Here is a 21,370-nt window from a genome sequence, read left to right as displayed (position 1 = left end):
AGAGGGCAAAAAGCAAGACGTTTTTATATGGAAATTGGTGGAATTTAAAGGGAATTCGACTCTTCGCGTCGAAGGATATAGGTACAAAGACTGTTTATAGCGAGGCGATGTACCTTGTTTCGATTCGATGTGGACCCCCAAGTTAGCTTTTACGACTTTGCAGCCCTCTGGGACCAACTTGTGCCTGCCGATTCCGTCTTTCGCCTGTTTCGTGAATTGGCGCCCCTGTTAATACAACCGGAGGATTTTACAGGTCTCTATTGCCTTGACAACGGACGTCCCAGTCATGCGGCCCGGCAGATGACGATGGCCTGCATGTTACAGGAAATGCTGGGCGAAACAGACCGGGGGATGGAAGCACAGACACGTGTGAACATCGAGGTCAAGTTTGCGTTAGGAATGGCCCTCGATGAACCGGGCATTGATCACGCCAATTTTGGCGTCCACCGGCAACGGCTCATCCAAAAGGAACTTGATAAGGTCTATCTCGATCGCTTTATCCGGTTGATGTACTACCTGGGCGTTTTGACAGGGAAAGAACCTTGGATAACGGACACGACCCATGTCATAGCTCCCATCAGTGCCCCCACGACCATCGAACTGATCCGCCAAGCCATGCGCCTGTTGGTGCGTCTTTTGGCGAAGCAATACAGTGTTCCATGGCATGCAATCCCCCATGCCCCTCGGGCGGTACGTTACCTGGAAACAGTGACGGAAGTGAAAGAGCATAACCTGGACGATAAGGCCAAAATGGAACGGCTTGTTGAAGTGGTCAGCGAGGCTGACGAACTGCTGGCCTACGTGGAGTCATCGGAGGCTTCGTGGAAGAAGAAGCCCGATGTCATTCATTACGCCCTTTTGCTTTGCCGTATCCTCCGTGAACGAATCATTCGGAAAGATGATGGAACTCTTGAGATAGCCCCCGGCGGTTCTGTCAAAGATATGATAGTTTCGGCTGTAGACAGCGAAGCCCGTTTCGGTTGTAAGGGCAAGACGAAATGGCGCGGGTATAAGATGGCCATCGTCGAAGTCGGAAATTCCGGATTTATCGCCGCCGCCGAGGCCATGAAAGCCAACGACTATGACGGCTCCAGTCTGGTGCCGTTAGCGGATCAGCTTCCCACCGATTGTGTAGAAAACCCGACGATCATTGGAGATACCCACTATGGTGCGGGCGATGACCGTGTCACCCTCAAGGAAAAAGGCATTGACGTAGTGGCGCCACTTTCACCAAAGACAAAATGTGATATCCTCGCGGGCGAGGGATTTCAAGTTTCCGAAGACCAAACACAACTGATCTGCCCGAGAGGAAAAGTCATCACCACCTATTCGGAAGTGGCAGATGGGAAGAACTTCGTGCTTCGCGCCAAGGACCATGATTGCAAGCACTGCCCTCGTTACACGACCTGTTTTAAAGAAAAGAAACATCGGCGCACGATTTTTATTCACAACGCCTATGGTGTCATGCTCGAGGCGGCAAAGCACTCCCAAACGAAAATCTATAAGGAACAGATGCGTCTTCGCAGCCGCATCGAAGCCAAGCAAAATGAACTGGTCAACCGTTACGGACTGCGCCGGGTTCGCCGTATCGGAAAACGAAATCTGGCTTATGCCGCCCGGCTCAGCGCGTTAGCGGCGAACTTTCAAAAACTCAACCGTCTACGAAATGATAAGAATGCAACCATGGTGTTGGAGGTGAGTGCCTTACGCGGTGTTGCTTTCAAAAAAGCCGCATAAGGTGCAAGGGGGAGATCTGCCCTTTTTGAGGAAAATCCTCAAAAAGGGCCGGTGAGACCGATAAAAAGACTCTAGTTTTTTGCTGTTTGTATTAAAAAATCATGCTTTTGCAAGGGCTGGCTAGGGAATTTGCTTATTTTCTAGACGGCCTCTCATAGTCGGTTTTCCCCGTTTGCGAAATCGAGTAGGAGGGGGTGATTAACCCCCGTCCTCTCACACCACCGTACGTACCGTTCGGTATACGGCGGTTCATGCTGGTTGACGATGAGATTGGTATGTTTCGACTAAACTGACTAAGCCCTGTTCCCGCCAGTAGGCGAGGCCAAGGGCTTTATTCATTTGCGGGGTCAAGGACAGACGCCAATATCCTTTTCGTGAGCCGCTGATGTTGCATGCCCATTCCTCCGGGATCCCCAACGCCACTAAGTTTCGTCTTCGTGTCTTCGGGCGCTTCCATTGCTTGAGCAGGCACATCCGCAGTCGTCGGCGAAGCCACTCATCCAACTCTTTAAGTACGCTTGGCGTGTCAATGAGTCGAAAGTAGCCCATCCAGCCTTTCAGGTATTGGTTGAGGGTGACCAGTCGGTCCTCCATCGCAATGCTTCGGTTCCGCCCAGTGAACTGGCGAATCTTCTCTTTCACCCGTTTCACCGTTTGGGGGGCGAGCCGAATCTTTGCTGCCTTATGCCACGTAAATGAAAACCCCAGAAACTTTCGGTTCCAGGGTCGGTCGACTGCGCTTTTCTCCCAGTTGACCTGCAGTTTTAACCGCCCCTCCAGAAACTTTGCCATACCCTCCATCACTCGTTGCCCTGCCCGTCGACTGCGGACGTAGACGTTACAGTCGTCGGCGTACCGGCAGAAGCGATGTCCCCGGCTTTCCAGTGCCTTATCCAAATCATCCAGGATGATGTTCGCCAGCAAAGGGCTGAGTGGACCTCCCTGGGGTGTTCCTTCCTCGCTCTTCACACGAATCCCGTTGAGCATGACCCCGGCCTTGAGGTATTCTCGGATCAACTTCAAGATTCGTTTGTCCTTCACCTTGCGCGCTACGCGCGCCATGAGAATGTCGTGATTGACGCGATCAAAGAACTGGGCCAGGTCCATGTCAACCACCCATCGGTAGCCGTCGGCGATGTATTCCTTCGCTTTCTTCACCGCTTGGTGCGCACTCTTTCCCGGACGAAATCCGTAGCTGTTCGTGGAAAAGTCAGGGTCGAAGATCGGCATCAGGATCTGGTTCAGGGCCTGTTGGATCAGTCGATCGACGACAGTGGGAATGCCCAGCTTCCGTGTTCCGCCTTGGGGTTTGGGAATTTCAACCCGCCGGACCGGTTGCGGTCGATAGGTCCCCTCCAACAATTCCTGTTTAATGCGCGACCATTCCTCTTTTAGGTACGGGCGCAGGGATTCTAGCCCCATACCGTCGATTCCGGCCGCGCCTTTGTTGGCCATGACTCGCTTATACGCTTCCGTCATGTTCCCTCGTTCGACGACTTTCTCCATCAGGTCATACGTCTCTTCGCGGGGTTGCTTCGCTTCTTGTGCCGGTAACGCGCTCGGCACTCCACCGGTCCCCTGCGGATTCACCGCTTCCTCCCGTTGGCAGTTCCCTTTCGGGATATTCGGCTGTCTCTGCGCGTCACGCGAACGCATCGTCGCTTCCCCTTCCATCATGTTCGGTCCTTCATCTGGCCGGACGTCGGGCCAGCCTACTATGACCTCTGCTGACTCCTGCCGGTTCAGCCACGCCTTTCGGCGTGGTTTCCCAAGTTACTTGGTCCCCCGGCAGGCCTCCCCGGGTAAGAACGTTGCCTTTCCCTCCATCTACCCGCCCCATTTACTCTCGGCAGCCTTCGGTGACAAGGACTTCGCTTTGTTCGGCAAGCTCATCCAACTGCCGCTAGCCTCACCTGGGGTTCGTGGTCCTCGGGCCGGAGGTTTGCCGCTGGCTTCCTTCAGATTCCGCCTCGCGGCGGACACCCTTGCCTTAAGCTAACGCCTACTGCCACCTTCGGCGTTCGGGACTTCCACCCTAGAGACAACGCCCATGCCGGGCGCACCAAACCAAACCCGCCCCGGACCGGGGCGGGCCAACAGGCAGTTTGACAGCTGGCGCTGAAAAGGCGCTTTTATTCGATGACGTATACCTTTGTCGTCCGCTTTCCCCAGCGCCTCGCCTCTTCCGGCGATTCCATGAAGAGGTCGATGCGCTCTCCGACGATGGCAGAACCGCGGTCGGCGGCGCGGGCGAAGCCATACCCTTCCACATAGAGACGGGACCCCATGGGGATGATCGTCGTATCGACGGCCACCATCCCCACCTCCGGATAAGCGCCGGAGGCGGTGTTCCTGCCCGTGTGGGTATAGGCGGTTGCCACCATGTAACGAGCCTCGCGGATGCGGAAATCGAGGCCGCCCCGTGAGACGTGGTCAATGGTGCCCATGGCCACCACCTGGTTGACGGGAGAACGGACGATCTGCTGGGCGATCAGGTCTTTTTTCACCGGTTCGCCGTCTTCGTAGGTGACGAGCATTTTGTTCCGTTCCAAGCCGTTGCGGCCGCGGGAAACGATCTTGCGGAGGCCCTTTTCCAAGGTGTTGTCCGGTTTCTGTTCCGTCCGGAACGGGACGGACTGCTCTTCCACGACCTCCTCCTGGGTGACGCGAACGACACGGACGGTGGAAGGTTTGTCCACCGTTGCATCGAGCGCTGGTTCGACACGATCGAGGGCGCCCAGTTGGATGGCCGCTTGGGCCAAAATGTCTCGAACGGAGGCAGGCGTGGTGATGAGCTCATGGCTTTTTCCGTCCGCAAAAACGGTGATGGGAAAAGCGCGGATGATATGTAGGGTCATATCGTCTTTCAGCAGGGTCTGCGCAGGCGGATCGACCCTGTCCTTTTCGGCCAGGGTCACGCCTGCTTCCGCCAGGGCTTCCCCGACTGTGGCTTTGAAGGTCCCGACGGCTCTTTGTTCACCGTCCACGTCGAGGATGATGTCTTTTTGCAGGAGGTTGTAGATGCCGAAGAGGATGATCGCGATGCCGGCGAAGATGCCCAGGGCCGTTCCCCACCGCCGCCAATCGCCGGATGGCGGTGGATCGGTGAGTCGTTTGGCCCGCCGCAGCGGGCCCGGTTGAAGTCGCTCGGTCAGATCAGTGGTGTCATCCCGCATGACGGATTCCCCTTTCGACCAAGTGCTTACCGGTGGTGTGTTCTCATTTTACTGAAGGAAAGGGGGCTTGTCAAAGCCAATAATGTAGAATAATAGGAGTAGATCCAAATTTTATTCGACGTTTTTAATCAATATTTTACTTGCACCTTTGAAGAGGCGTTGCTTATTACAGCGGCGGCTTTTTTATTCGAGTATATAAACAGTCACTTTCCGCCTTCCCCATTGAATACACTTCTCGTTGTTGTCGAAAAAGACATCGATAATCGGTCCCCGGATGGCGCCGCCCGTGTCCGCCGCACGGGCTATCCCGTAGCCCTCTACATAGAGCATGGTGCCCAGCGGGATCACGCCGGGGTCGACGGCGACGATGCCCACATGGGGCCAGAGGCCTGTCGCTGTGCGGTTCCCTGTATGGGTGTAGGCTGTCGCCTCCATGCGCAGGGAGGCAACAGTCTGCCCTATGCCCCTTTCATCGCCTGATGCCGCGCCGCTTCCGCCGCGCGACGGGATCAGCAGGCGGTCGGTAGGTGGGGCGCCCCCTCGAATGACCACTTCCGGTCGGGGACTCTGGATGACCTGTCGTTCCAGCGCTTCAGCAAAGACCTCACGACCGTCCTCGAAGGTGACCTGTTCGCGAAGGAGGGCGACACCATCGGCGCCGGCCATGGCCACCCGCTCCACCCCTTCCGGGAGGGTGCTGTCGTAGATCACTTGCCGGGAGAAGGTGACCGGCTCGCGCCGTTCGCGGGTGCTCCAGGCCAAGCGGACCAGATGCCAGCGACAGGCGCTGTCTTCGTCGGCGCCGTCAAGCCGGTCAAGGCGGTCTGCCTGCCCGATCGAGATACCCAGTTCGGCAAGTCGCTCCGCCGATAGGCCGCCGACCTGGCGGAAGGTGATGCGCCGGTTGTCGACGAGCAGTTCGACCCAGCGGGACTTGCGAAATTGCACTGACATCCCCGGCTGAAGCGGTTCTTGCACATCGGGATAGACCTGATCGCCGGGCTCGCAGGCGATCCCCAGGCTTTTCAGCATACCGCCGACAGTGCGACTGGAGGTGTGAACGATCCTTGTCTGACCGTCGACCTCCAGTGTGATCGCTTTTCCCAGGAGGCCATCAAACAAGGGGGCCAAAAAAAGCACGGCAGTCAAGGCGAGGGACATCGCCACAACGATAGCCGAAGGCGCGGCGTAGCTTCCCTTCTCCTTTGTTGTGACAGCCGCTATGGTCATCTTCCAACCCCTCCCCGGCGCACAGGATTGTCTTGCGGACAAGGCGGCGATGGTCCAACATATGAAGGGGCGAAAAAAAAAAGAACCCCCGCTGTCAGGGGGTCCGGCTTGCGGCGATGACCGCATGGCCTGTTATGAAGGGAAAGGGATCCGAAAGAGGGCGCAGCCGTTGCGCAGCATCTGTTCTGACAGTTCCTCCGGGTCTTCGCCGCGCAGTTCGGCCACTTTTTGCGCCACCAGGGCCACGTTGCCCGAGTGGTTGCGCCTTCCCCGCAGGGGATGGGGCGACAGATAAGGCGCGTCGGTCTCGACAAGCAGACGGTCCCGTGGGACCAGCCGGGCGATGTCGAGAAGGCCCCGCGCGTTTGTATAGGTGACCGGACCGGCCAGGGAGATGTAGAAGCCGAGATCGAGGCAGAATTGGGCCATCTCCCTGCTGCCGGAAAAGCAGTGCAAGACGCCGGAAAGGCCCCGGCCCTCTTTGCTCAGGATCGCCATGATGTCGCCGTGGGCCTCCCGGTCATGGATGATGACCGGCTTATCAAGCCGCCGCGCCAGCGCCAGTTGGTCTACGAAGACGGTGCGCTGGCGGTCCCGGGGAGACAGGTCGCGGTAGTAGTCGAGGCCGATTTCGCCGATGGCGACCACCTTGGGATGGGCAGCCATCTGCTCCAATTTTTCGTAGGTGTCTTCCTCTACACTCGCGGCGTCATGAGGATGGATGCCGACGGCCGCGTAGATGAAGGGGTAGTCCTCAGCCAAGCGGACGGAGCGTTCCGAAGAGGGGATGTCATATCCCACATTGACGATCCGTTCCACACCTGCCGCCCGGGCCTGCTTCAGCACTGCTTCCCGATCGTCGCGGAAGGACTTGTCGTCCATGTGGGCATGGGTGTCAAAAAGCCGCATCTATTTCACCCGACCGCCAGCGGGGATGTCGGCGGTAACGGTGAGCGCCTCCAGCACGCCGTCCTTGGAGGCCGCCAGGATCATGCCCTGCGAGAGGATGCCCCGCAGTTTGGCCGGCTTCAGGTTGGCCACCAAGACAAGCTTTTTGCCCACCAATTCCTCCGGCGTGTAGTGCTGGGCGATGCCGGAGACGACGGTGCGCGTCTCGTCGCCCAGTTTGACCTGCAGCTTGAGCAGTTTGTCCGTTTTGGGCACTTTTTCGGCGGCCAACACCTCGATCACCCGCAGGTCGACCTTGGCGAAGTCTTCAATGGAGATCTCCGGCAGGAGGGGTTCCATGGCGGGCTTTTCAGCAGCGGCTTCGGCGACGGTGGCCTCTGCTTTTCCCGCTTGGACCGGCTCGGTCTCGGTGCCCTCCGCCAGGATCGCCGTCGGGTCGATGCGCGGGAAAATCGGATCGCCCTTCGCCACTTTTACGCCGTCGGGGAAGAGGCCCCAGCGGGCGGCATCCCACGTCATCAGGCAGCTGGCCGGTCTGTTCTCCCCCGACAGACCCAGTTGGGCGAAGATCTTGCCGGCGACGTTGGGCATAGCGGCCTGCAAGAGGATCGCCGTGATGCGCAGGCTTTCGACCATTGTGTACAGGACGGCCTCCAGTTCGGCTTTAGCCTCCGGTTTTTTGGCCAAGGACCAGGGGGCGCGCTCATCAATGTACTTGTTCATGCGGCCGATCAACTTCCAAAGGGCGCTGTGGGCGTTGGCCAGTTCGAAGCGGTCCATCAAGGCGCCGAAGTCGGCGACGGTTTTGGCAGTCAGTTCCCGGATCTCCTTCTCCAGCGGTCCTTCGGCAGCCGCCTCCGGCGCTCTGACGATACCGCCGGAGAAGCGCTCCACCATGGACAAAGAGCGATGAAGCAGGTTGCCTAGGTCGTTGGCCAGGTCTGTGTTGATCCGGCTGATCAGTGTTTCCTCAGAGAAGAGGGCGTCCTGGCCGCCGATCATCTCGCGGATGAGGAAGTAACGGAAGGCGTCGACGCCGTAGCGGTCGGCGAGCATGAAAGGGTCGACGACGTTGCCCTTCGATTTCGACATCTTCCCTGACTCAAGCAGGAACCAGCCGTGGCTGAAGACCTGTTTCGGCAGCGGTTCGCCGAGGGCCATCAGGATGATCGGCCAGATGATGGTGTGAAAGCGGACGATATCCTTGCCGACAAGATGGATGTCGGCCGGCCAGTACCGGCGGTACTTCTCATCGTCGTCGCTGCCGTAGCCGAGGGCGGTGATGTAGTTGGAGAGGGCGTCAAACCAGACGTAGATAACATGGTTAGCGTTGATCGGCACAGGGATGCCCCACTTGAAGGTCGTCCGGGAGACGCAGAGATCCTCCAAACCCTGTTTGATGAAGCTGACCATCTCGTTGCGCCGGCTGACGGGCTGGATGAATTCGGGGTTCTCCTCGATATGCTGCAGCAGCCGGTCGGCGTACTTGGACATGCGAAAGAAATAGCTCTCTTCCTTCATCCGCTCGACAGGGCGATCGCAGTCCGGGCAGAGCTTTTCCCCCTTCTCGCCTATCTTCAGTTGCCGCTCCGGCCAGAAGGCCTCGCAGGGCGTGCAGTACCAGCCTTCGTACTCCGATTTGTAGATGTCGCCCTTATCCCAGATCTTCTGGAAGATGACCTGAACGGCTTTTTTATGGCGCTCCTCAGTGGTGCGGATGAAGTCATCATAGGTGATCTCCAACCGCTCCCAAAGCTTTTTAAAGGTGACGGCGACAGGATCGAGGTAGTCGATGGGCGCCATGCCTTTCCCTTGAGCCGCCCGCTCGATCTTCTGGCCATGCTCGTCCAATCCTGTCAAAAACCAGACGTCACAGCCGCGCAACCGCTTGTAGCGGGCCATCGTGTCGGTGGCCACCGTCGTGTAGGCGTGACCGATATGAGGGTTGCCGCTGGGGTAGTAAATGGGCGTGGTGATGTAGAAAGTGGGTCGGGGCTGATTCACCATGGGGACCTCCTCGCGCAAAATCTTCGATGAGATGGGTCTACCGAGGCAAAAAAATCTTCCCTGGATCGAAGTATCTTTATATCGGGAAAAGGAAGGACGATACGGCATTTGTTCGATTTTTTTCAAAAGGAAGGTTGACTGTTCCTGGAACGAATGGTATCATTAGGTTGGTAGTCGTTGTCGAATTTTGTTGAGTCATTCAGAAGGGAGGCCTTTTTCGATGAAATCTACGGGTATCGTAAGGAAGGTTGACGAACTGGGTCGCGTTGTCATCCCCATTGAACTGCGCAGAACCCTGGGCATCGATGAGAAGGATGCGCTGGAAATCTACGTCGACCACGAGAAGATCATCCTCAAAAAATACGAGCCTGCCTGCGTCTTCTGCGGCAGCGCTGTTCAGGTTCAGAACTTCCGCGGCAAGATTGTCTGCCGGGAGTGCGCCGTTTCGATGGCGCAAAACGCGGTCGGCTGACTGGCTACATAATACCATTATTTCCAGCCAATCAAAAGGTCATGATCTTCCGTTGCAACAGGACGGGATGGGTTTGCGCCCATCCCGTTTATTCGTTTTCGGAGACGCGTTTTGCCTCTGCGACGAGTACGCGCAGTCGGTAAGCCTCCCGGCGCGGTATGCCCAGCTCCTGCGCCGCCGCCTTGAGGGCGGCCTTGCTGTCCATCCCCCGATCTTCGAGCAGCCGGAGCCGCTGCAGAAGCACCGCCGCCCGCTCGCTCTCGCCCTCCGGCAGCGGCGGAAGGCCTAAAAAGCCGCCGGCGGTCGCTTCGTTCCAAAGATCGGCGGTCCCCCCGGTTTTGTCAGCCGATTCGGCAGCAGGCGAGCGGCCGGCGATGACGAGGGTACATTCGCCGCGCACACCATCACGGACCGCTGCGGCCAGTTCCGCCAGCGAACCGCGGCGAACCTCTTCGAACTTTTTTGTCAGTTCCCGCACCAGGGCAGCGGGACGATCCGCTCCGAGGGCGTCGCAAAGGCTCTCGACGGTCTCCAGAATGCGGTGAGGGGACTCATAGAGGATCATCGTGCGATCCTCGAAGGCCAGACGGCGAAGCCGCTCCCGGAACTCCTTTTTCGGTCGCGGCAAAAACCCTTCAAAGACAAAGCGACTTGTAGGCAACCCGGACAGCACCAGCGCCGTCAGCGATGCGGTCGGCCCCGGCAGCACCTCCAAGGGAAGTCCGCGGTCGACACACTCCCGGACGATGTCTTCGCCAGGGTCAGAGATGCCGGGCAGACCGGCATCGGAGACTAGGGCCACCGTGGCGCCTTCCGCCACCCGGTCGAGGATGGCCGCGCCTTTTTGGCGGCGGTTGTGTTCATGGTAGGATGTGAGGGGAACGTGAATGTCAAAGGCGCTCAGCAGTTTGCGCGTGTGGCGGGTGTCCTCGGCGGCGATCAGGTCGGCCTCTCGCAGGGCTTTTAAGACCCGCAGGGTGATGTCCTCCAGATTGCCGATAGGTGTGGCGCAGAGGATCAGTTTCCCCGTCCCCGCCGGCTTTGCCGGCCGGTCTTCGGACAGGCTTTCCTGATTTTCTTCAGCGTCATGGTCATTCATCAAGAGGGCCTCATTCCTTATGAAGAAAGTTCACGCAGAAGAGACAGTCGTCGCCCCTGCGGGGCTGACCGAAGTTGACATGGCAGATGTGAAAGCCCTCCTTGTAGAGGCGGCTCAGGTTTTCATAGCCTTCACCCTGCAGTTGGCGCACGTTTTCATTGATCCGGCCCACCGCTTCGGGCGTCATATTGGCCCGTTCCGCCCGCAGGCGGTCATTCTCCTCTTCGAGGGTATAGATCTCCATCTTCAGAGCCTCGATCTCGGCCAGCATCTCCCGCAGTTGTTCTTCTAAGGCGATCACCCTGGCCGTCAGTCGTTTGTCCATCTGATCCACCTCCGCATCAAGAGGGGTCCTTCGCCTCGATCGATTACCGGACTTCCGGCCCTGGCGTTTCCGGCAGTTTTTCTCTGCGCTTTCCCATCTCTTTGCGCTCGTAGCAGTCGTTTTCGAACTTGAGACAGCACATCAGCCGGCCGCAGATGCCCGAGATCTTCGTCGGATTCAGGGACAGGTTCTGGTCCTTGGCCATCCGGATCGACACGGGCTCAAAGTCGCCTAAAAAGGAGGCACAGCAGAGGACGCGGCCGCAGCAGCCGATGCCGCCGATCATCTTCGCCTCGTCGCGGACGCCGATCTGGCGCAGCTCGATGCGGGTGCGGAAAACAGAGGCCAGGTCCTTGACGAGTTCCCGGAAATCGACGCGGCCGTCGGCAGTGAAATAAAAGATGATCTTCGAGGAATCAAAGGTGTACTCCACATCGACAAGTTTCATCGGCAGCTGATGGGCGGCGATCTTTTTTTGGCAGATCTCATAGGCGGAGGTCTCTTTGTTGCGGTTCTCCTCCACCTGTTTGACGTCTTCCGGCGTGGCGACCCGCAGCACTCGCTTTAAGGGGTTGACCAGGCTATCTTCGGGAACCTCCCGGGGGGAGATGACGATTTCGCCAAACTCGATGCCGCGCGCCGTCTCGACGATCACCTTTTCCTGCAGCGGGAGATTCAGGTCACCCGGGTCAAAGTAATACACCTTCCCCGTTTTCTTAAATCGGACACCGACAATCTTGACCAAGGACCTTTCCTCCTCAAGGTTTTGGGCCGATTCGTTCCGGCCTTTTGGTTATCCTCGTGAATCTATAGGTTAACTTTGGCTGCAGTCAAGGGCGTCAGGGGCTCTCCCCGGGCCAGATCGCGCAGCTTCAGCAGCGTGTCCTCCACCAGCAGCCGCGCGCTGGCGTTCGTATCTAACAGACGGCGTGCCGCCATGACCGTGTCCAAGGCGGTCAACAGGACCGGCAGGGGCCACCGGTCAGCGCCGCCGGTGATGTCGCCGTTGATCACAGGCACCTCCGCCCCGCCGGCGCCGGCGATCAGCAAGCGGTCTCGCAGCAGGAGCGTCAGGTAATCAAAAAACTCAGCGATGCCTTCCTTATCCTTGTCCCACTCCTCGGCGAGCTGAAAGATGCGGCTGTCACCGGTCAGGGCCAGTCCGTCGAGCACCTGGCGCGCTCTTTCCCGCCCCGCCGGCAATCCCTCGGCGGCCAGCCGGGCGGCGCGGTCCCAGCGCCCGTCAGCCAGCAGCGTCAGCAGGGAAACATGGCCTGCGGAAACGCCCTTTTCTTTCAAAAAGCGGGCGATCTCCCCGCTCGGGACAGGTTGAAAATAGACGGGCAGGCAACGGGAGCGGATCGTGGGCAGGATGCCGTGACCGCGGTCGGTGATCAGGATAAAGACAGTCGGTCCCGGCGGCTCCTCCAGGATCTTCAACAGGGCGTTGGCGGAGGGACCCTGCATCGTCTCCGCCTGTTCGATCAAGACGACCTGATGGGACGACAGGTAAGGGCGGTAGCGGATGCGCTTTTGCAGGTTCCGGATCTGTTCGATTTTGAGGGTTGTCCCCTCAGGCGACAGGCTGAAGAGATCAGGATGGCTGCCGCCCTGGAACTGCCGGCAGGCGGGACAGGATGCACAGGCATCGCCTCCTGCCCGTTCCAGGCAGAGGACAGACTGGGCGAAGGCGCGGGCGGCTGTCTTTTTGCCGACGCCCTGCGGTCCGGAAAACAGGTAGGCGTGGGCTACCCGGTTCGCCAAAAGGCCCCGGGACAACTGCCGGATGGCCCGTTCCTGGCCCGTGATTTGCAATAATCGCACCGCCATCTCTCCTAGGCAATGATTGATTTTCTTCCCGTCGGCCATGACCTATCCGTGACAGTAGGGCAGGTCGGGCACCAATCGGCGCGCAGCGTCGATGATCCGTCGGTGAACCTCGGCGATGGCGCCGCCGGCCGCGATGGGGCAGATGCGCGCCCGGTCCTTCTCGGCCAGTTGGAGAAAGCCCCGTCTGACCCGCTCGTGAAAAGCCGCCTCTTCCAGTTCCATGCGATCGACGCCTTGCCACTTAGTCCCTTCCGGCCGCCGCAGCCGCGCCCGGACGAGCCCTTCGCCCGTGTCGATGTCGAGCAGGAGCGTCAGATCAGGGGTCAACCCCCCGGTAGCCATCTCGTTGATCGCAGCCAACTGTTCCAGATCAAGGCCCCGCCCGAAGCCCTGGTAAGCCAGCGTAGAGTCGGTAAAGCGGTCGCAGATCACCACAGCGCCCGAGGCGAGGGCCGGCCTGATGACCTCGCTGACCAGCTGCGCCCGGGCGGTGGCGTAGAGGAACAGCTCCGCCATGGGCACCATGCCCTTCAAGGAAGGATCGAGCAAGACCCGGCGGGCCGCCTCGCTGACGGGTGTCCCCCCGGGTTCCCGCGTCTCCACAACGGGATAACCGAGTATGCGGAAGGCTTGGGCCAGCAGGGCGCCCTGGGTCGTCTTTCCGGCCCCGTCGGCTCCTTCCAGCGTGATGAACAATCCCGGCATAGCGCACCTGCTTCGCATGGTAGATTTGTTTACAATGATGGATGATGGGAAGAATGGCTCGACAAGATCTATTCATCAATAATGAACAACTCGCACAGACCCGGATCGGCGGCGCCCTGCCATTGAGCGCCGGCGCGGCGCAAGGCCTCGACAGTCTCGGCGATGTCAGCGGTGATGCGCTCCCCGGGGGCGACCAGGGGGATCCCGGGGGGATAGGGACAGATGAACTCGGCGGCCAGGCGACCGCGCGCCTCAGGCCAACTCACCCGGCGGCGAGGGGCATGGAAGGCCTCCCGCGGCGACAAGACCCTTTCCGGACAGCTGCTGTAAGCCGCTTTCAGCAACGGTCCTGAAGCGAAGGCGCTGATCCGATTCGGCTTCGCCACAGCCCCATAGGCGGCCTCTAGCGACAGATCGCGGAAGGCTGCCCGCAAGCGGGCGTCCGCGTCAGGGGGGTCAAAGGGCGAGAGCAAAAAGAGCAGGTAGTTCGGTCCAGCCAATTCGGCTTCGATTCCGTGAACCCGCCGCAGCCACTTGCGCGCCGCGTAGCCTGACGGCATAGCCCCGCGCAGCACCACGAGCAGGCGCGTCGGATCCCAGCCGGAGACGGCAGGATAATTGATTATTTCTTCACCCCAACAAAAAACTCCTTTGAGGTGATTGAGGTCTTTGCGCAGTCTTTGCGCCCGTTCAACCGTCTTGTGCCAGAGCATCTCGCCCTCCTCCTCCATCCGGCGGCGGGCCTCATCGAGGGAAGCCATCAGCAGATAGGAGGGGCTGGTCGTCTGCAACAGCGCCAGCGCGCGGGCGACTTCCTGGACAGCAGCGCCGGCGTTGATATGGAGCATCGCCGCCTGGGTGAGGGCGGGCAGGGTCTTGTGGCTGCCGTGAACGACGGCGTGGGCGCCGAGGCGCAAGGCCGCGTCGGGCAGCTGCGATGAAAACACATAGGCCGCGCCGTGGGCCTCATCGACCCAGAGAGCAGCCCCTTGCCGCTCGGCGGCTTGCCGCCAGGGGCTCAAATCCTCCGCCGTTCCCCAATAGGAGGGACGCAAGGCCAGCAGCGCCGCCGCGCCCTCGGCCGCCGCTTCCAAGCCGGAGGGATCAACGGCGAGGGGAAGTCCCGTCTCCTTTTCACAGAGCGGCGGAAGGTAGCGGGGAACGGCCCCGCTCAGGACCAAGCCGCCAAACACCGACCGGTGGCTGTGCCGGGGCAGGGCGAGGCGATCCCCCGGCCGCAAGCCGGCCAGGCAGAGGGCGTGGATGCCGACGGTCGCCCCTTGCACCAAAAAAAAAGTGGCCCCGGCGCCGAAGGCCCGGGCCGCCAGGCGCTGGGCATGGGCGATCACGCCTTCCGGCGCGTGGAGGTCATCGAGGCCGGGGGACTCGGTCGTATCGAGGTGGATCCCCAGGCCCGCCAGCGCGCGCCCCCTGCCGTGGCCGGGCGTGTGAAAGCCCAACGCGCCCTCCTGATAGTCTGCTTGCAGCGCCTGCCATAAAGGCCGCTCCCCCATCTTACGCCTCCCGCAACAACCTTTCTCATCATTGTATCACGGGCGGCCGCCCGAGGCCAAATGGCACCGCCAATCGGGACGCCGCCAGAGCCGGTCCAAGGAGTTTTTCAAGGTCCGGTAGGACACATTGTCGGTCGTCCAGGAGGGCAAGGCAGTCAGGCAACGGTTACAGAGAAAAACACCGCGGATCCAGAGCCCGCCGGCGATCCCTTCCGGCGGCACCTGCCGGCAGGTGGAACAGCGCGGCAACAAGGCGGCTTTTTTCATCCCGCTCACCTCAATAAAGCATTTCCCCATCATCAAGTATTGACAAGGTTGTTCCGCAGAGAAACAGTCGGGCTATATCCTATGGAGCTGCCTGAACTATTGTTCCGAAAAGCACCTGCCCTTCGGTCCCCTATTCTGACAGGATGGCTGTTCTTTCACCCTTTACAGGGGAACCCCTGCTCGGGTATAGTGAAACGGGGAGGTGTAGGACGTGACCATCGTCGGGATTGATTCGATCCGCCAGCAGATTCAGGCGCAGTGTCCCAAGCGACAATCCTTTGCCGATTTCTCCGATTCCCTGGCAGCCGCCATCAAGGCGCAGGCCCTCGGACAGAACGTCAGCCTTCCCCCGCTGCCGACGATCTCCCCATCAGCAACATTTGCCAATACGGGGATGTCGGCAGTCACTTCGGCGCTGTTCAACCATTTTGGCGTCGCCTCGACTGGCGGCGCGAAGAGCCTGTCTGCTCATGGCCGCCCGCAGGCGGGACAGGCCTACTCGGCGCAGACAAGCATCCACGCCGACAAATATGCCGACCTGATCGACCGGGCGGCGCAGAGATACAACGTCCCCGCCTCATTGATCCGAGGTGTGATCAAGGCGGAATCGAACTTCAACCCCCGTGTCGTCTCGCCCGCCGGCGCGATGGGACTGATGCAATTGATGCCCGGCACCGCCCGCTCTCTCGGCGTCCAAGACGCCTTTGACCCGGCCCAGAACATCGACGGCGGCGTCCGTTACCTCCGACAGATGCTGGATCGTTTTGGCGGCCGCGTCGACCTGGCCCTCGCCGCCTACAACGCCGGCCCCGGCAGCGTGGAAAAATACAAGGGGATCCCGCCCTTTGCGGAGACCCAGGCCTACGTGCCTCGGGTGCTCCGCTATCAGCAGGAAAGCCTGGCTTCCTCGGGCCAAGCCGTCGGTTGAAAGCCGTCGCAGCGCGCGACGGCTTTTTCCTCATCCGGCGACGCCAAGCGTATCGACAATCTGGCGCAGCACGTTTACAATGTCCTTATGAAGCATGGACAAACCATAACCACAGCAGCGACATGGAAGGGGCGGGAATCCTCATGACCTCGTCAACATTGGACAGTCTGCAGGAAGAGCGGGCCAAGCGCCTGGAAGAGGAATCGGCGACGCTCAACCGGCGGCTTCAGGATGTAGAGTCCCGGACAGAGGAACTGCAAAGACGGGTGCACGATCTGGTGCTGCGTCTGGACGAAGCCATCTCCTTGAACAATCTCTTCCTGGCCTACATTGAATCAAACGGGTTGACACAGGATTTCAAACACTTCTCCGAAGGGCTGACTCCGGCCAACGGAAAGGTAAATTAATCTGAAGCGGCGGCGACGATGGCGGCGGCGATAGCGGCGCCCACCTCGGAGCCGTTTTTTACTAACCGGACAGAGACCTGTCCCGCCTTTTCTGCGAGCAATTCGGCTAAGGCGCGCTCGAGGGCGCCGGCGTAGCCGGGCATCTTCTCGTAGAGGGAGCCGTCGATGGCGATGGTATGGCGCAAGGTCAAGGCCGGGTCTTCATGGCGCAGCACCGCCAGGTAGGTCGCCGCCACCAGGCGAGCTGAACGGCAGGCTGTTGCCGCCGCGATCCGCTGCAACAACCGGCGTTCCTCCCTCTCGCTCGCCTCAATGGCGGCGCGCGCCTGTAGCCAATCGCCGACCCGGCTCAGCTCGGCGGAACCATCGGCCTGGAGGTCGGAGAGATCGGCGGCGGACAGCGAATAGGGCCGCTCCAGCACCGGCGATGCTTGTCCCCCGAAGAGCCCCTTCGTCTGTATGAGTTCGAGCAGGATCAGGCGCAGCAGCTCACCGAGGTAAAGGCCGGACACCATCTTCTCAAGGCGCTGCGCCCCCGGCTGCGCGCTCTGTCCGTCGAGCCGCTCATCGAAGACCGAAGCCGGCGCGCCGTCGAAGTTGCCTGATTCCATGTTGATCACCATAGGCGCCTGAAAGGCCGGGACGAAACGGTCCAGGTAACAGCTGTTGTGGCCGGTGCCGATAATGGAGCCGATACGGGTGTGGCGATCGCTGTAGGTAGCCGTCAGCAGCGTTCCCACCGTGTCATTGATGATGGCCGCCGGGATCACCCGCTCCTTCAGGCCTTTGCGGGCCAAGGCGTCGCTCAGAAGCTGCCCCACATCATGGCCCTCAACGCCGGTGGTGTGAAACTCCTTGGCCCAGCGGATCAGCGTGGCCTGACCGATGTTTTCCTGACGAGCCGGGAAAGAAAAGGTATGGCCGAGGTAAAAACGCCCCTGATGATCGCCGATCGTTTCGGCGATCAGGGAGGCCAGAAAGTCAAAGAGTTCCTCCGCCGTCGCCGACTGGCGGCTGTAGTCGTAACGCCCGTCCGCCGCCCGGACTGGCCGGCTGAGACGGTTCAAGACCCGGCTCTGACCGCCCGCGAGCTCTATCAGCGCTACGCGCACGTTCGTCCCGCCGAAATCGAGGGCCAGAAAGGTTCCTCGCTCTTTCCCTGTCGGTCCGGCCAGGTAGGATGGCAGCATCTTCAGTGAGCCGCCTTTCCCCGTCAGGCCCTGTTCCATGGCCTGTTGAAACCGACTCGCCATAGCGTCCAAGGCCGTTGCAGGCAGATACAGGCTGTCCTCCAGTTCTTTCGCCGCCAGCGCCCATCTTCGCATCTTTCGCTCCCATTCCTCTCTTCATGGCAGTTTATCACCACGCCGACCTTCCTCTTTCGTCGACCGATGACTCGACAAGCGCGCTTCAATTCTTTACCAGTTTTAGTGTAATACCAAAACATGCAGATGTACAAGCAAAAACCGGCCCGCAGGCCGGTTTTATCTTCTGTCGGGCCCTCGTCCGTCATGTCAGCGGAATATCGTGGTTCTCTTCATACCGTTTCAGCAAGGGATAAGCGGCGATGCTCCAGGATAAGGATAGGATCGCCGAAATGAATCCGAACTGCAAGAAGGCGATCCAAGACTCGATGGGATGGTTGAGCAGGTAGATGAACAATCCGCACCAGAATCCCTGGCAGAAGGGGCAGCCGAGGAGCTTGCGAAAGAAGTAATGGACTTTTTTGAGCCGCTCCCGAACGGGCTTAAAGAGAATGAAATCGAAGAGGAAAAAGCGTATGCTCAGGGCAGCCAGCAACTCGGCGGCCATCACTTCATCGCCTCGATATCATCGTATCGGTCGACGAGAAGCTTCAATTGCTCTTTCGTCAGCGTCACCTGGCCCCCGTCATCGTCGGTGATGACGACCATCCCCTGGAAAACATGAACGGTAGGACAGCAACTGGACGAACACAGGCGCAATGTGATCAAGGATATCAACCCCTCCTTCAAAAATGTTAGAGCGTCCCCTATACAGGTTATGGGGAAGCCCCCCGGAGGGACCCTCAAAAAGCGGAGATCGCCTGGGGCTTTTGCCGAGCCTTCGGGCATTGACGCGGCGGCTATTTCCCTTTACGATTACATCATCAGGGTTGCACACAAGATGGGGCAAAATGGAACCAGATGGCTCCTCTTGACTCGGTTTACCGCAAGCCAAAAAGCCTTTTGACGCATCCGATGGATACGTCGAAAGGCTTTTTCCCATTCTTCGGAACGCTTCAATCGAGTGATACGATCACCAGCGTTGACGGCCGTGAGGAAAGGGGCATCTATTTGGCTGCCATCGGCAAGCCTGAACAGGTCACTCCCCGTTGAGGGCTTTTTTGAGGTTGCTCAGGTTCTCCCGTTGGATGGCGATGTAATCCTTGCCGGCTTTCAGTTGCTCTTCGGTGAGGCCGCCCAGCGGATTCAACACAAGGGTCTGGGCGCCGGCCTCCTTGGCGATGGCCTCGGCCAGCTTGGGGCTGATCAGCGCTTCAAAGAAGATGTACTTGACCTGATGCGCCTTGGCAAAGTCCGCAATCTGGGCCATCGTTTTCGGTGTCGGTTCTGTCTCCGGGTTGACCCCCATGATGCCGATCTGTTGCAGTCCGTAGTCGCGGGCAAGGTAGGCGAAGGCGCGGTGGGTGACGATAAAGGCCTTCTTTTGCACACCGGCCAGGCCTTCGCGAAACTCCTGATCCAGTGCGTCCAGCTTGTCCATGTAGTCCTTGGCGTTGTTTTCATAGTGCTCCCCGTTGGCCGGGTCGGCGGCGATGAGGCCCTGCTTGATGTTTTCCACTTCTGCCTTGGCCTGCTTCGGCGACACCCAGAAGTGGGGATCATACTCATGATGATGGCCCTCTTTTCCCGCCTCCTGGGCATCTTCTTGATGCGCTTCTGCCTTGTTGTCGTCTTCCTCATGACCATCGTCTTCGGCGTGCCCGTCGGCCTTGTGCGCCTCTTCATCATGTTCATCGGCAGGCAGCCGTTCCAGCCCTTTGCCCGCCTCTACAACCGTCACGTTTTTCAGGCTGCCGGAGTTCATCACCTTGTCGAGCCAGCTTTCCATGCCGCCGTTGACGACAAGCAGGTTGGCCTTCGCTATCGCCTCCATGTCCTTGGGTGTCGGTTCCCAGGTATGCGGCTCAACCCCCGGCGGGACGAGATTGACCACGTCTACCTTATCCCCGCCGACCTGCCGAGTGAATTCATACATGGGGTAGATGCTGGTCACCACCTTGAGCTTGTTCACAGCGAGCGCAGTATCGTTCGGCTTTGACACCAGCCCTTTCGAGACGCAACCGGCCAACAGGACCAGTGATAACAGCCCAGCGCCGAAAATATGTACCGCCTTCTTCACCTTAGGCTACTCCTTTCTTTTGTTTATTCCATCTTGCGCAAGAATAACCCTAAATAAGATTATTCTTATTTTATCCTAGCACTTGTCTGCCCGAGAGGCAATACCTCCATATTCAGTAAATATTCTTCCGTCATTTGCGAAAAAAAAGCCCCTTGCGGGCAAGATGCAAGGGAATGTGCGAAGATTATTTGCTATAGATGTAGGGGCACCTCGATGGTGCAGACAGACTTTCCTGTAATGCCGATTGGCTAGTCAAGGTCAATGCCCTTGCGCGCCGCCACCAACCGGAGGGTGTACTCGCCGGCAGGGCTCATCGGCTGCTGGATAAGCCGGGCCACTTCATCACCGGTGAAGGGAACGGCCTTATCGGCAAGGGCCGGCGGGGCATCCTTCAGCGCGACGGAGACGGTCAGGCAAACGCTGTAATCGGCCTTGTCCACGAACAACTCATAGCCGCGGATGGCGCTTTCGAGCTCGGAAAAGGCGCTTGGCGCCCTTCCCGCCGCCTCGGCCAGGTGGCGGGAGAGCCATCGGACGAGGCTGAAATGGGACGTTCCCGCTTGCAGGTCCTCTTCCAGCAGTTCGCCGTACAAGGTCGCGCCGGCAGGCGTCTGGCTACCGGGGACGATAGCTTCGCTGCCGTCGCTCGGCAGGGTCACCCAGGCATGTACCTTCAGTTCCGTCAGGAAGGCGTTGTAGCGGTTGACTTCCGTGGCTGTTTTCATGGTGAGCATCTCATGGTTGGCCGCCTGCAGCTCTTTATAGACGGACCGGAAGACGCGGTGGGTGAACGCATCGGTGCGGAAGATCTGCAATTCAAGGGCGTTTTCACCGGCTCTGCCTGTCTTGCCGTAGGGGTTAATGTGCAGGACGCCCAGTTTGGGCCGGTTGACAGGGACCTCGCCGGAGGCCAGCCATTCCTGGGCGGCCAGCAGGCGGTGGCGGTTGATCCGTTCCACCAAGTCATAGATGCCGGAGCGCATGGGAATGTCGGAGTAGTAATGAAAACCGTCGAAGGACTTGTCCCGATGAAAGACGATGTCAGGGTTTTTGGCGCGGAAGGCAGCTTTCATGTCCTCCGGCACGTCGACATAAAAATCACGGATGGCATCGACGATGCTGATATCGCCCAATCGATAGTAGGGCATGGGCTGCGTCAGGCTGAACAGGTTCCATCGCGATTCCTTCGCCCGGACAGCCTCAACAGGGGAACCGGCCGCCGCAGCCTTCGCGGTCCCGGCTTGCGGCACTGTCCCGCCGGCGGGTTTGCCGGATCCGCCAAAAAGCTTGCTGAAAAATCCTGCCATAGTTATCGCCTCACCTCTGCATTCATTATACTAAAGCCAAACCAGATTTCCACTCCTGTTGATTTTATCTGTT

21 protein-coding genes are annotated in these 21,370 nt (G+C 59.4%); 4 read left to right on the top strand and 17 right to left on the bottom strand.

What is annotated here, in order from left to right; all coding sequences use genetic code 11:
- Positions 1–114: 114 nt before the first annotated feature.
- Entirely contained in the window at positions 115–1,737 is a 1,623-nt protein-coding gene (locus HM1_RS05560; protein ID WP_012281187.1) for an IS1182-like element ISHmo2 family transposase, read from the top strand.
- Between the two features lie 249 nt (positions 1,738–1,986).
- Here HM1_RS05560 and ltrA read toward each other — a convergent pair whose 3' ends face one another.
- From ltrA to metG, 5 genes are all read right to left on the bottom strand, one after another.
- A complete protein-coding gene (ltrA, locus tag HM1_RS05555; protein ID WP_012281204.1) occupies positions 1,987–3,414 on the bottom strand; it encodes a group II intron reverse transcriptase/maturase in 1,428 nt (475 codons plus the stop codon).
- A gap of 455 nt (positions 3,415–3,869) precedes the next feature.
- Positions 3,870–4,913: a 3D domain-containing protein gene (locus HM1_RS05550; RefSeq protein ID WP_012282328.1), complete on the bottom strand. Its 1,044-nt coding sequence runs from the start codon at positions 4,911–4,913 to the stop codon at positions 3,870–3,872.
- 183 nt (positions 4,914–5,096) lie between these two features.
- A complete protein-coding gene (locus tag HM1_RS14500) occupies positions 5,097–6,143 on the bottom strand; it encodes a 3D domain-containing protein (RefSeq protein WP_012282327.1) in 1,047 nt (348 codons plus the stop codon).
- A gap of 132 nt (positions 6,144–6,275) precedes the next feature.
- The gene (locus tag HM1_RS05540) at positions 6,276–7,052 is read right to left on the bottom strand and encodes a TatD family hydrolase (protein ID WP_012282326.1); all 777 of its coding nucleotides are present in this window, start codon (positions 7,050–7,052) and stop codon (positions 6,276–6,278) included.
- A complete protein-coding gene (gene metG / locus HM1_RS05535; protein WP_012282325.1) occupies positions 7,053–9,059 on the bottom strand; it encodes a methionine--tRNA ligase in 2,007 nt (668 codons plus the stop codon). It abuts the gene before it with no gap.
- 220 nt (positions 9,060–9,279) lie between these two features.
- Between metG and HM1_RS05530 the strand changes: the two genes are divergently transcribed.
- Positions 9,280–9,531, top strand: a complete 252-nt coding sequence (locus HM1_RS05530; RefSeq protein WP_012282323.1) for an AbrB/MazE/SpoVT family DNA-binding domain-containing protein — start codon at positions 9,280–9,282, stop codon at positions 9,529–9,531.
- Positions 9,532–9,619: 88 nt separating this feature from the next.
- Here the strand turns inward: HM1_RS05530 and rsmI are convergent, their stop codons facing one another.
- The 7 genes from rsmI to HM1_RS05495 all read right to left on the bottom strand — a co-directional run bounded on the left by rsmI (position 9,620) and on the right by HM1_RS05495 (position 15,271).
- A complete protein-coding gene (gene rsmI, locus HM1_RS05525; RefSeq protein ID WP_012282322.1) occupies positions 9,620–10,630 on the bottom strand; it encodes a 16S rRNA (cytidine(1402)-2'-O)-methyltransferase in 1,011 nt (336 codons plus the stop codon).
- 10 nt (positions 10,631–10,640) lie between these two features.
- Positions 10,641–10,955 carry an initiation-control protein YabA gene (locus HM1_RS05520; RefSeq protein WP_012282321.1) on the bottom strand — a complete coding sequence of 105 codons (315 nt, stop codon included), beginning with the start codon at positions 10,953–10,955 and terminating at the stop codon, positions 10,641–10,643.
- A 43-nt stretch (positions 10,956–10,998) separates the two neighbouring features.
- Positions 10,999–11,700 (bottom strand): PSP1 domain-containing protein, encoded by a 702-nt coding sequence (locus HM1_RS05515; protein ID WP_012282320.1) that lies wholly within the window; start codon positions 11,698–11,700, stop codon positions 10,999–11,001.
- Between the two features lie 62 nt (positions 11,701–11,762).
- The gene (holB, locus tag HM1_RS05510; protein ID WP_187147815.1) at positions 11,763–12,779 is read right to left on the bottom strand and encodes a DNA polymerase III subunit delta'; all 1,017 of its coding nucleotides are present in this window, start codon (positions 12,777–12,779) and stop codon (positions 11,763–11,765) included.
- A 48-nt stretch (positions 12,780–12,827) separates the two neighbouring features.
- Complete coding sequence (gene tmk / locus HM1_RS05505) at positions 12,828–13,490, bottom strand: dTMP kinase (RefSeq protein WP_041313409.1); 663 nt, start codon at positions 13,488–13,490, stop codon at positions 12,828–12,830.
- Positions 13,491–13,558: 68 nt separating this feature from the next.
- A complete protein-coding gene (locus HM1_RS05500; protein WP_012282317.1) occupies positions 13,559–15,004 on the bottom strand; it encodes an aminotransferase class I/II-fold pyridoxal phosphate-dependent enzyme in 1,446 nt (481 codons plus the stop codon).
- Positions 15,005–15,040: 36 nt separating this feature from the next.
- Positions 15,041–15,271 carry a sigma factor G inhibitor Gin gene (locus tag HM1_RS05495; protein ID WP_012282316.1) on the bottom strand — a complete coding sequence of 77 codons (231 nt, stop codon included), beginning with the start codon at positions 15,269–15,271 and terminating at the stop codon, positions 15,041–15,043.
- Between the two features lie 211 nt (positions 15,272–15,482).
- Here HM1_RS05495 and HM1_RS05490 point away from each other — a divergent pair, with 211 nt between their 5' ends.
- Together HM1_RS05490 and HM1_RS05485 are read left to right on the top strand one after the other, a co-directional pair.
- Entirely contained in the window at positions 15,483–16,199 is a 717-nt protein-coding gene (locus tag HM1_RS05490; RefSeq protein ID WP_012282315.1) for a lytic transglycosylase domain-containing protein, read from the top strand.
- Between the two features lie 143 nt (positions 16,200–16,342).
- Entirely contained in the window at positions 16,343–16,606 is a 264-nt protein-coding gene (locus HM1_RS05485) for a hypothetical protein (protein WP_041313406.1), read from the top strand.
- On the opposite strand, the gene HM1_RS05480 is transcribed toward HM1_RS05485, so the two are convergent.
- The 5 genes from HM1_RS05480 to HM1_RS05460 form a co-directional block, all read right to left on the bottom strand.
- On the bottom strand, positions 16,603–17,931 hold the full coding sequence (locus HM1_RS05480) for a hexokinase family protein (protein ID WP_012282313.1): 1,329 nt from the start codon (positions 17,929–17,931) through the stop codon (positions 16,603–16,605). The genes HM1_RS05485 and HM1_RS05480 overlap by 4 nt on opposite strands.
- A gap of 184 nt (positions 17,932–18,115) precedes the next feature.
- The gene (locus tag HM1_RS05475) at positions 18,116–18,418 is read right to left on the bottom strand and encodes a DUF1360 domain-containing protein (RefSeq protein ID WP_012282312.1); all 303 of its coding nucleotides are present in this window, start codon (positions 18,416–18,418) and stop codon (positions 18,116–18,118) included.
- Positions 18,418–18,579 (bottom strand): hypothetical protein, encoded by a 162-nt coding sequence (locus tag HM1_RS15735; RefSeq protein WP_012282311.1) that lies wholly within the window; start codon positions 18,577–18,579, stop codon positions 18,418–18,420. Before HM1_RS15735 ends, HM1_RS05475 begins: the two co-directional genes overlap by 1 nt.
- A gap of 370 nt (positions 18,580–18,949) precedes the next feature.
- Positions 18,950–19,990 carry a metal ABC transporter substrate-binding protein gene (locus HM1_RS05465; RefSeq protein ID WP_012282309.1) on the bottom strand — a complete coding sequence of 347 codons (1,041 nt, stop codon included), beginning with the start codon at positions 19,988–19,990 and terminating at the stop codon, positions 18,950–18,952.
- 248 nt (positions 19,991–20,238) lie between these two features.
- A complete protein-coding gene (locus HM1_RS05460) occupies positions 20,239–21,297 on the bottom strand; it encodes a hypothetical protein (RefSeq protein WP_012282308.1) in 1,059 nt (352 codons plus the stop codon).
- Between the last annotated feature and the right edge of the window lie 73 nt (positions 21,298–21,370).

The sequence above is a fragment of the Heliomicrobium modesticaldum Ice1 genome (assembly GCF_000019165.1).
Taxonomy (GTDB): Bacteria; Bacillota; Desulfitobacteriia; order Heliobacteriales; family Heliobacteriaceae; genus Heliomicrobium; species Heliomicrobium modesticaldum.
This window is presented reverse-complemented; position numbering and strand designations above follow the sequence as displayed.

Coding starts and splice junctions, on each gene's coding strand:
- HM1_RS05475 (WP_012282312.1), bottom strand. CDS start 18,418: ATGGCCGCCGAGTTGCTGGCTGCCCTGAGCATACGCTTTTTCCTCTTC.
- tmk (WP_041313409.1), bottom strand. CDS start 13,490: ATGCCGGGATTGTTCATCACGCTGGAAGGAGCCGACGGGGCCGGAAAG.
- HM1_RS05485 (WP_041313406.1), top strand. CDS start 16,343: ATGACCTCGTCAACATTGGACAGTCTGCAGGAAGAGCGGGCCAAGCGC.
- HM1_RS05540 (WP_012282326.1), bottom strand. CDS start 7,052: ATGCGGCTTTTTGACACCCATGCCCACATGGACGACAAGTCCTTCCGC.
- HM1_RS14500 (WP_012282327.1), bottom strand. CDS start 6,143: ATGACCATAGCGGCTGTCACAACAAAGGAGAAGGGAAGCTACGCCGCG.
- HM1_RS05500 (WP_012282317.1), bottom strand. CDS start 15,004: ATGGGGGAGCGGCCTTTATGGCAGGCGCTGCAAGCAGACTATCAGGAG.
- ltrA (WP_012281204.1), bottom strand. CDS start 3,414: ATGATGGAAGGGGAAGCGACGATGCGTTCGCGTGACGCGCAGAGACAG.
- HM1_RS05520 (WP_012282321.1), bottom strand. CDS start 10,955: ATGGACAAACGACTGACGGCCAGGGTGATCGCCTTAGAAGAACAACTG.
- HM1_RS05530 (WP_012282323.1), top strand. CDS start 9,280: ATGAAATCTACGGGTATCGTAAGGAAGGTTGACGAACTGGGTCGCGTT.
- HM1_RS05460 (WP_012282308.1), bottom strand. CDS start 21,297: ATGGCAGGATTTTTCAGCAAGCTTTTTGGCGGATCCGGCAAACCCGCC.
- HM1_RS05550 (WP_012282328.1), bottom strand. CDS start 4,913: ATGCGGGATGACACCACTGATCTGACCGAGCGACTTCAACCGGGCCCG.
- HM1_RS05495 (WP_012282316.1), bottom strand. CDS start 15,271: ATGAAAAAAGCCGCCTTGTTGCCGCGCTGTTCCACCTGCCGGCAGGTG.
- HM1_RS05480 (WP_012282313.1), bottom strand. CDS start 17,931: ATGCGAAGATGGGCGCTGGCGGCGAAAGAACTGGAGGACAGCCTGTAT.
- metG (WP_012282325.1), bottom strand. CDS start 9,059: ATGGTGAATCAGCCCCGACCCACTTTCTACATCACCACGCCCATTTAC.
- rsmI (WP_012282322.1), bottom strand. CDS start 10,630: ATGAATGACCATGACGCTGAAGAAAATCAGGAAAGCCTGTCCGAAGAC.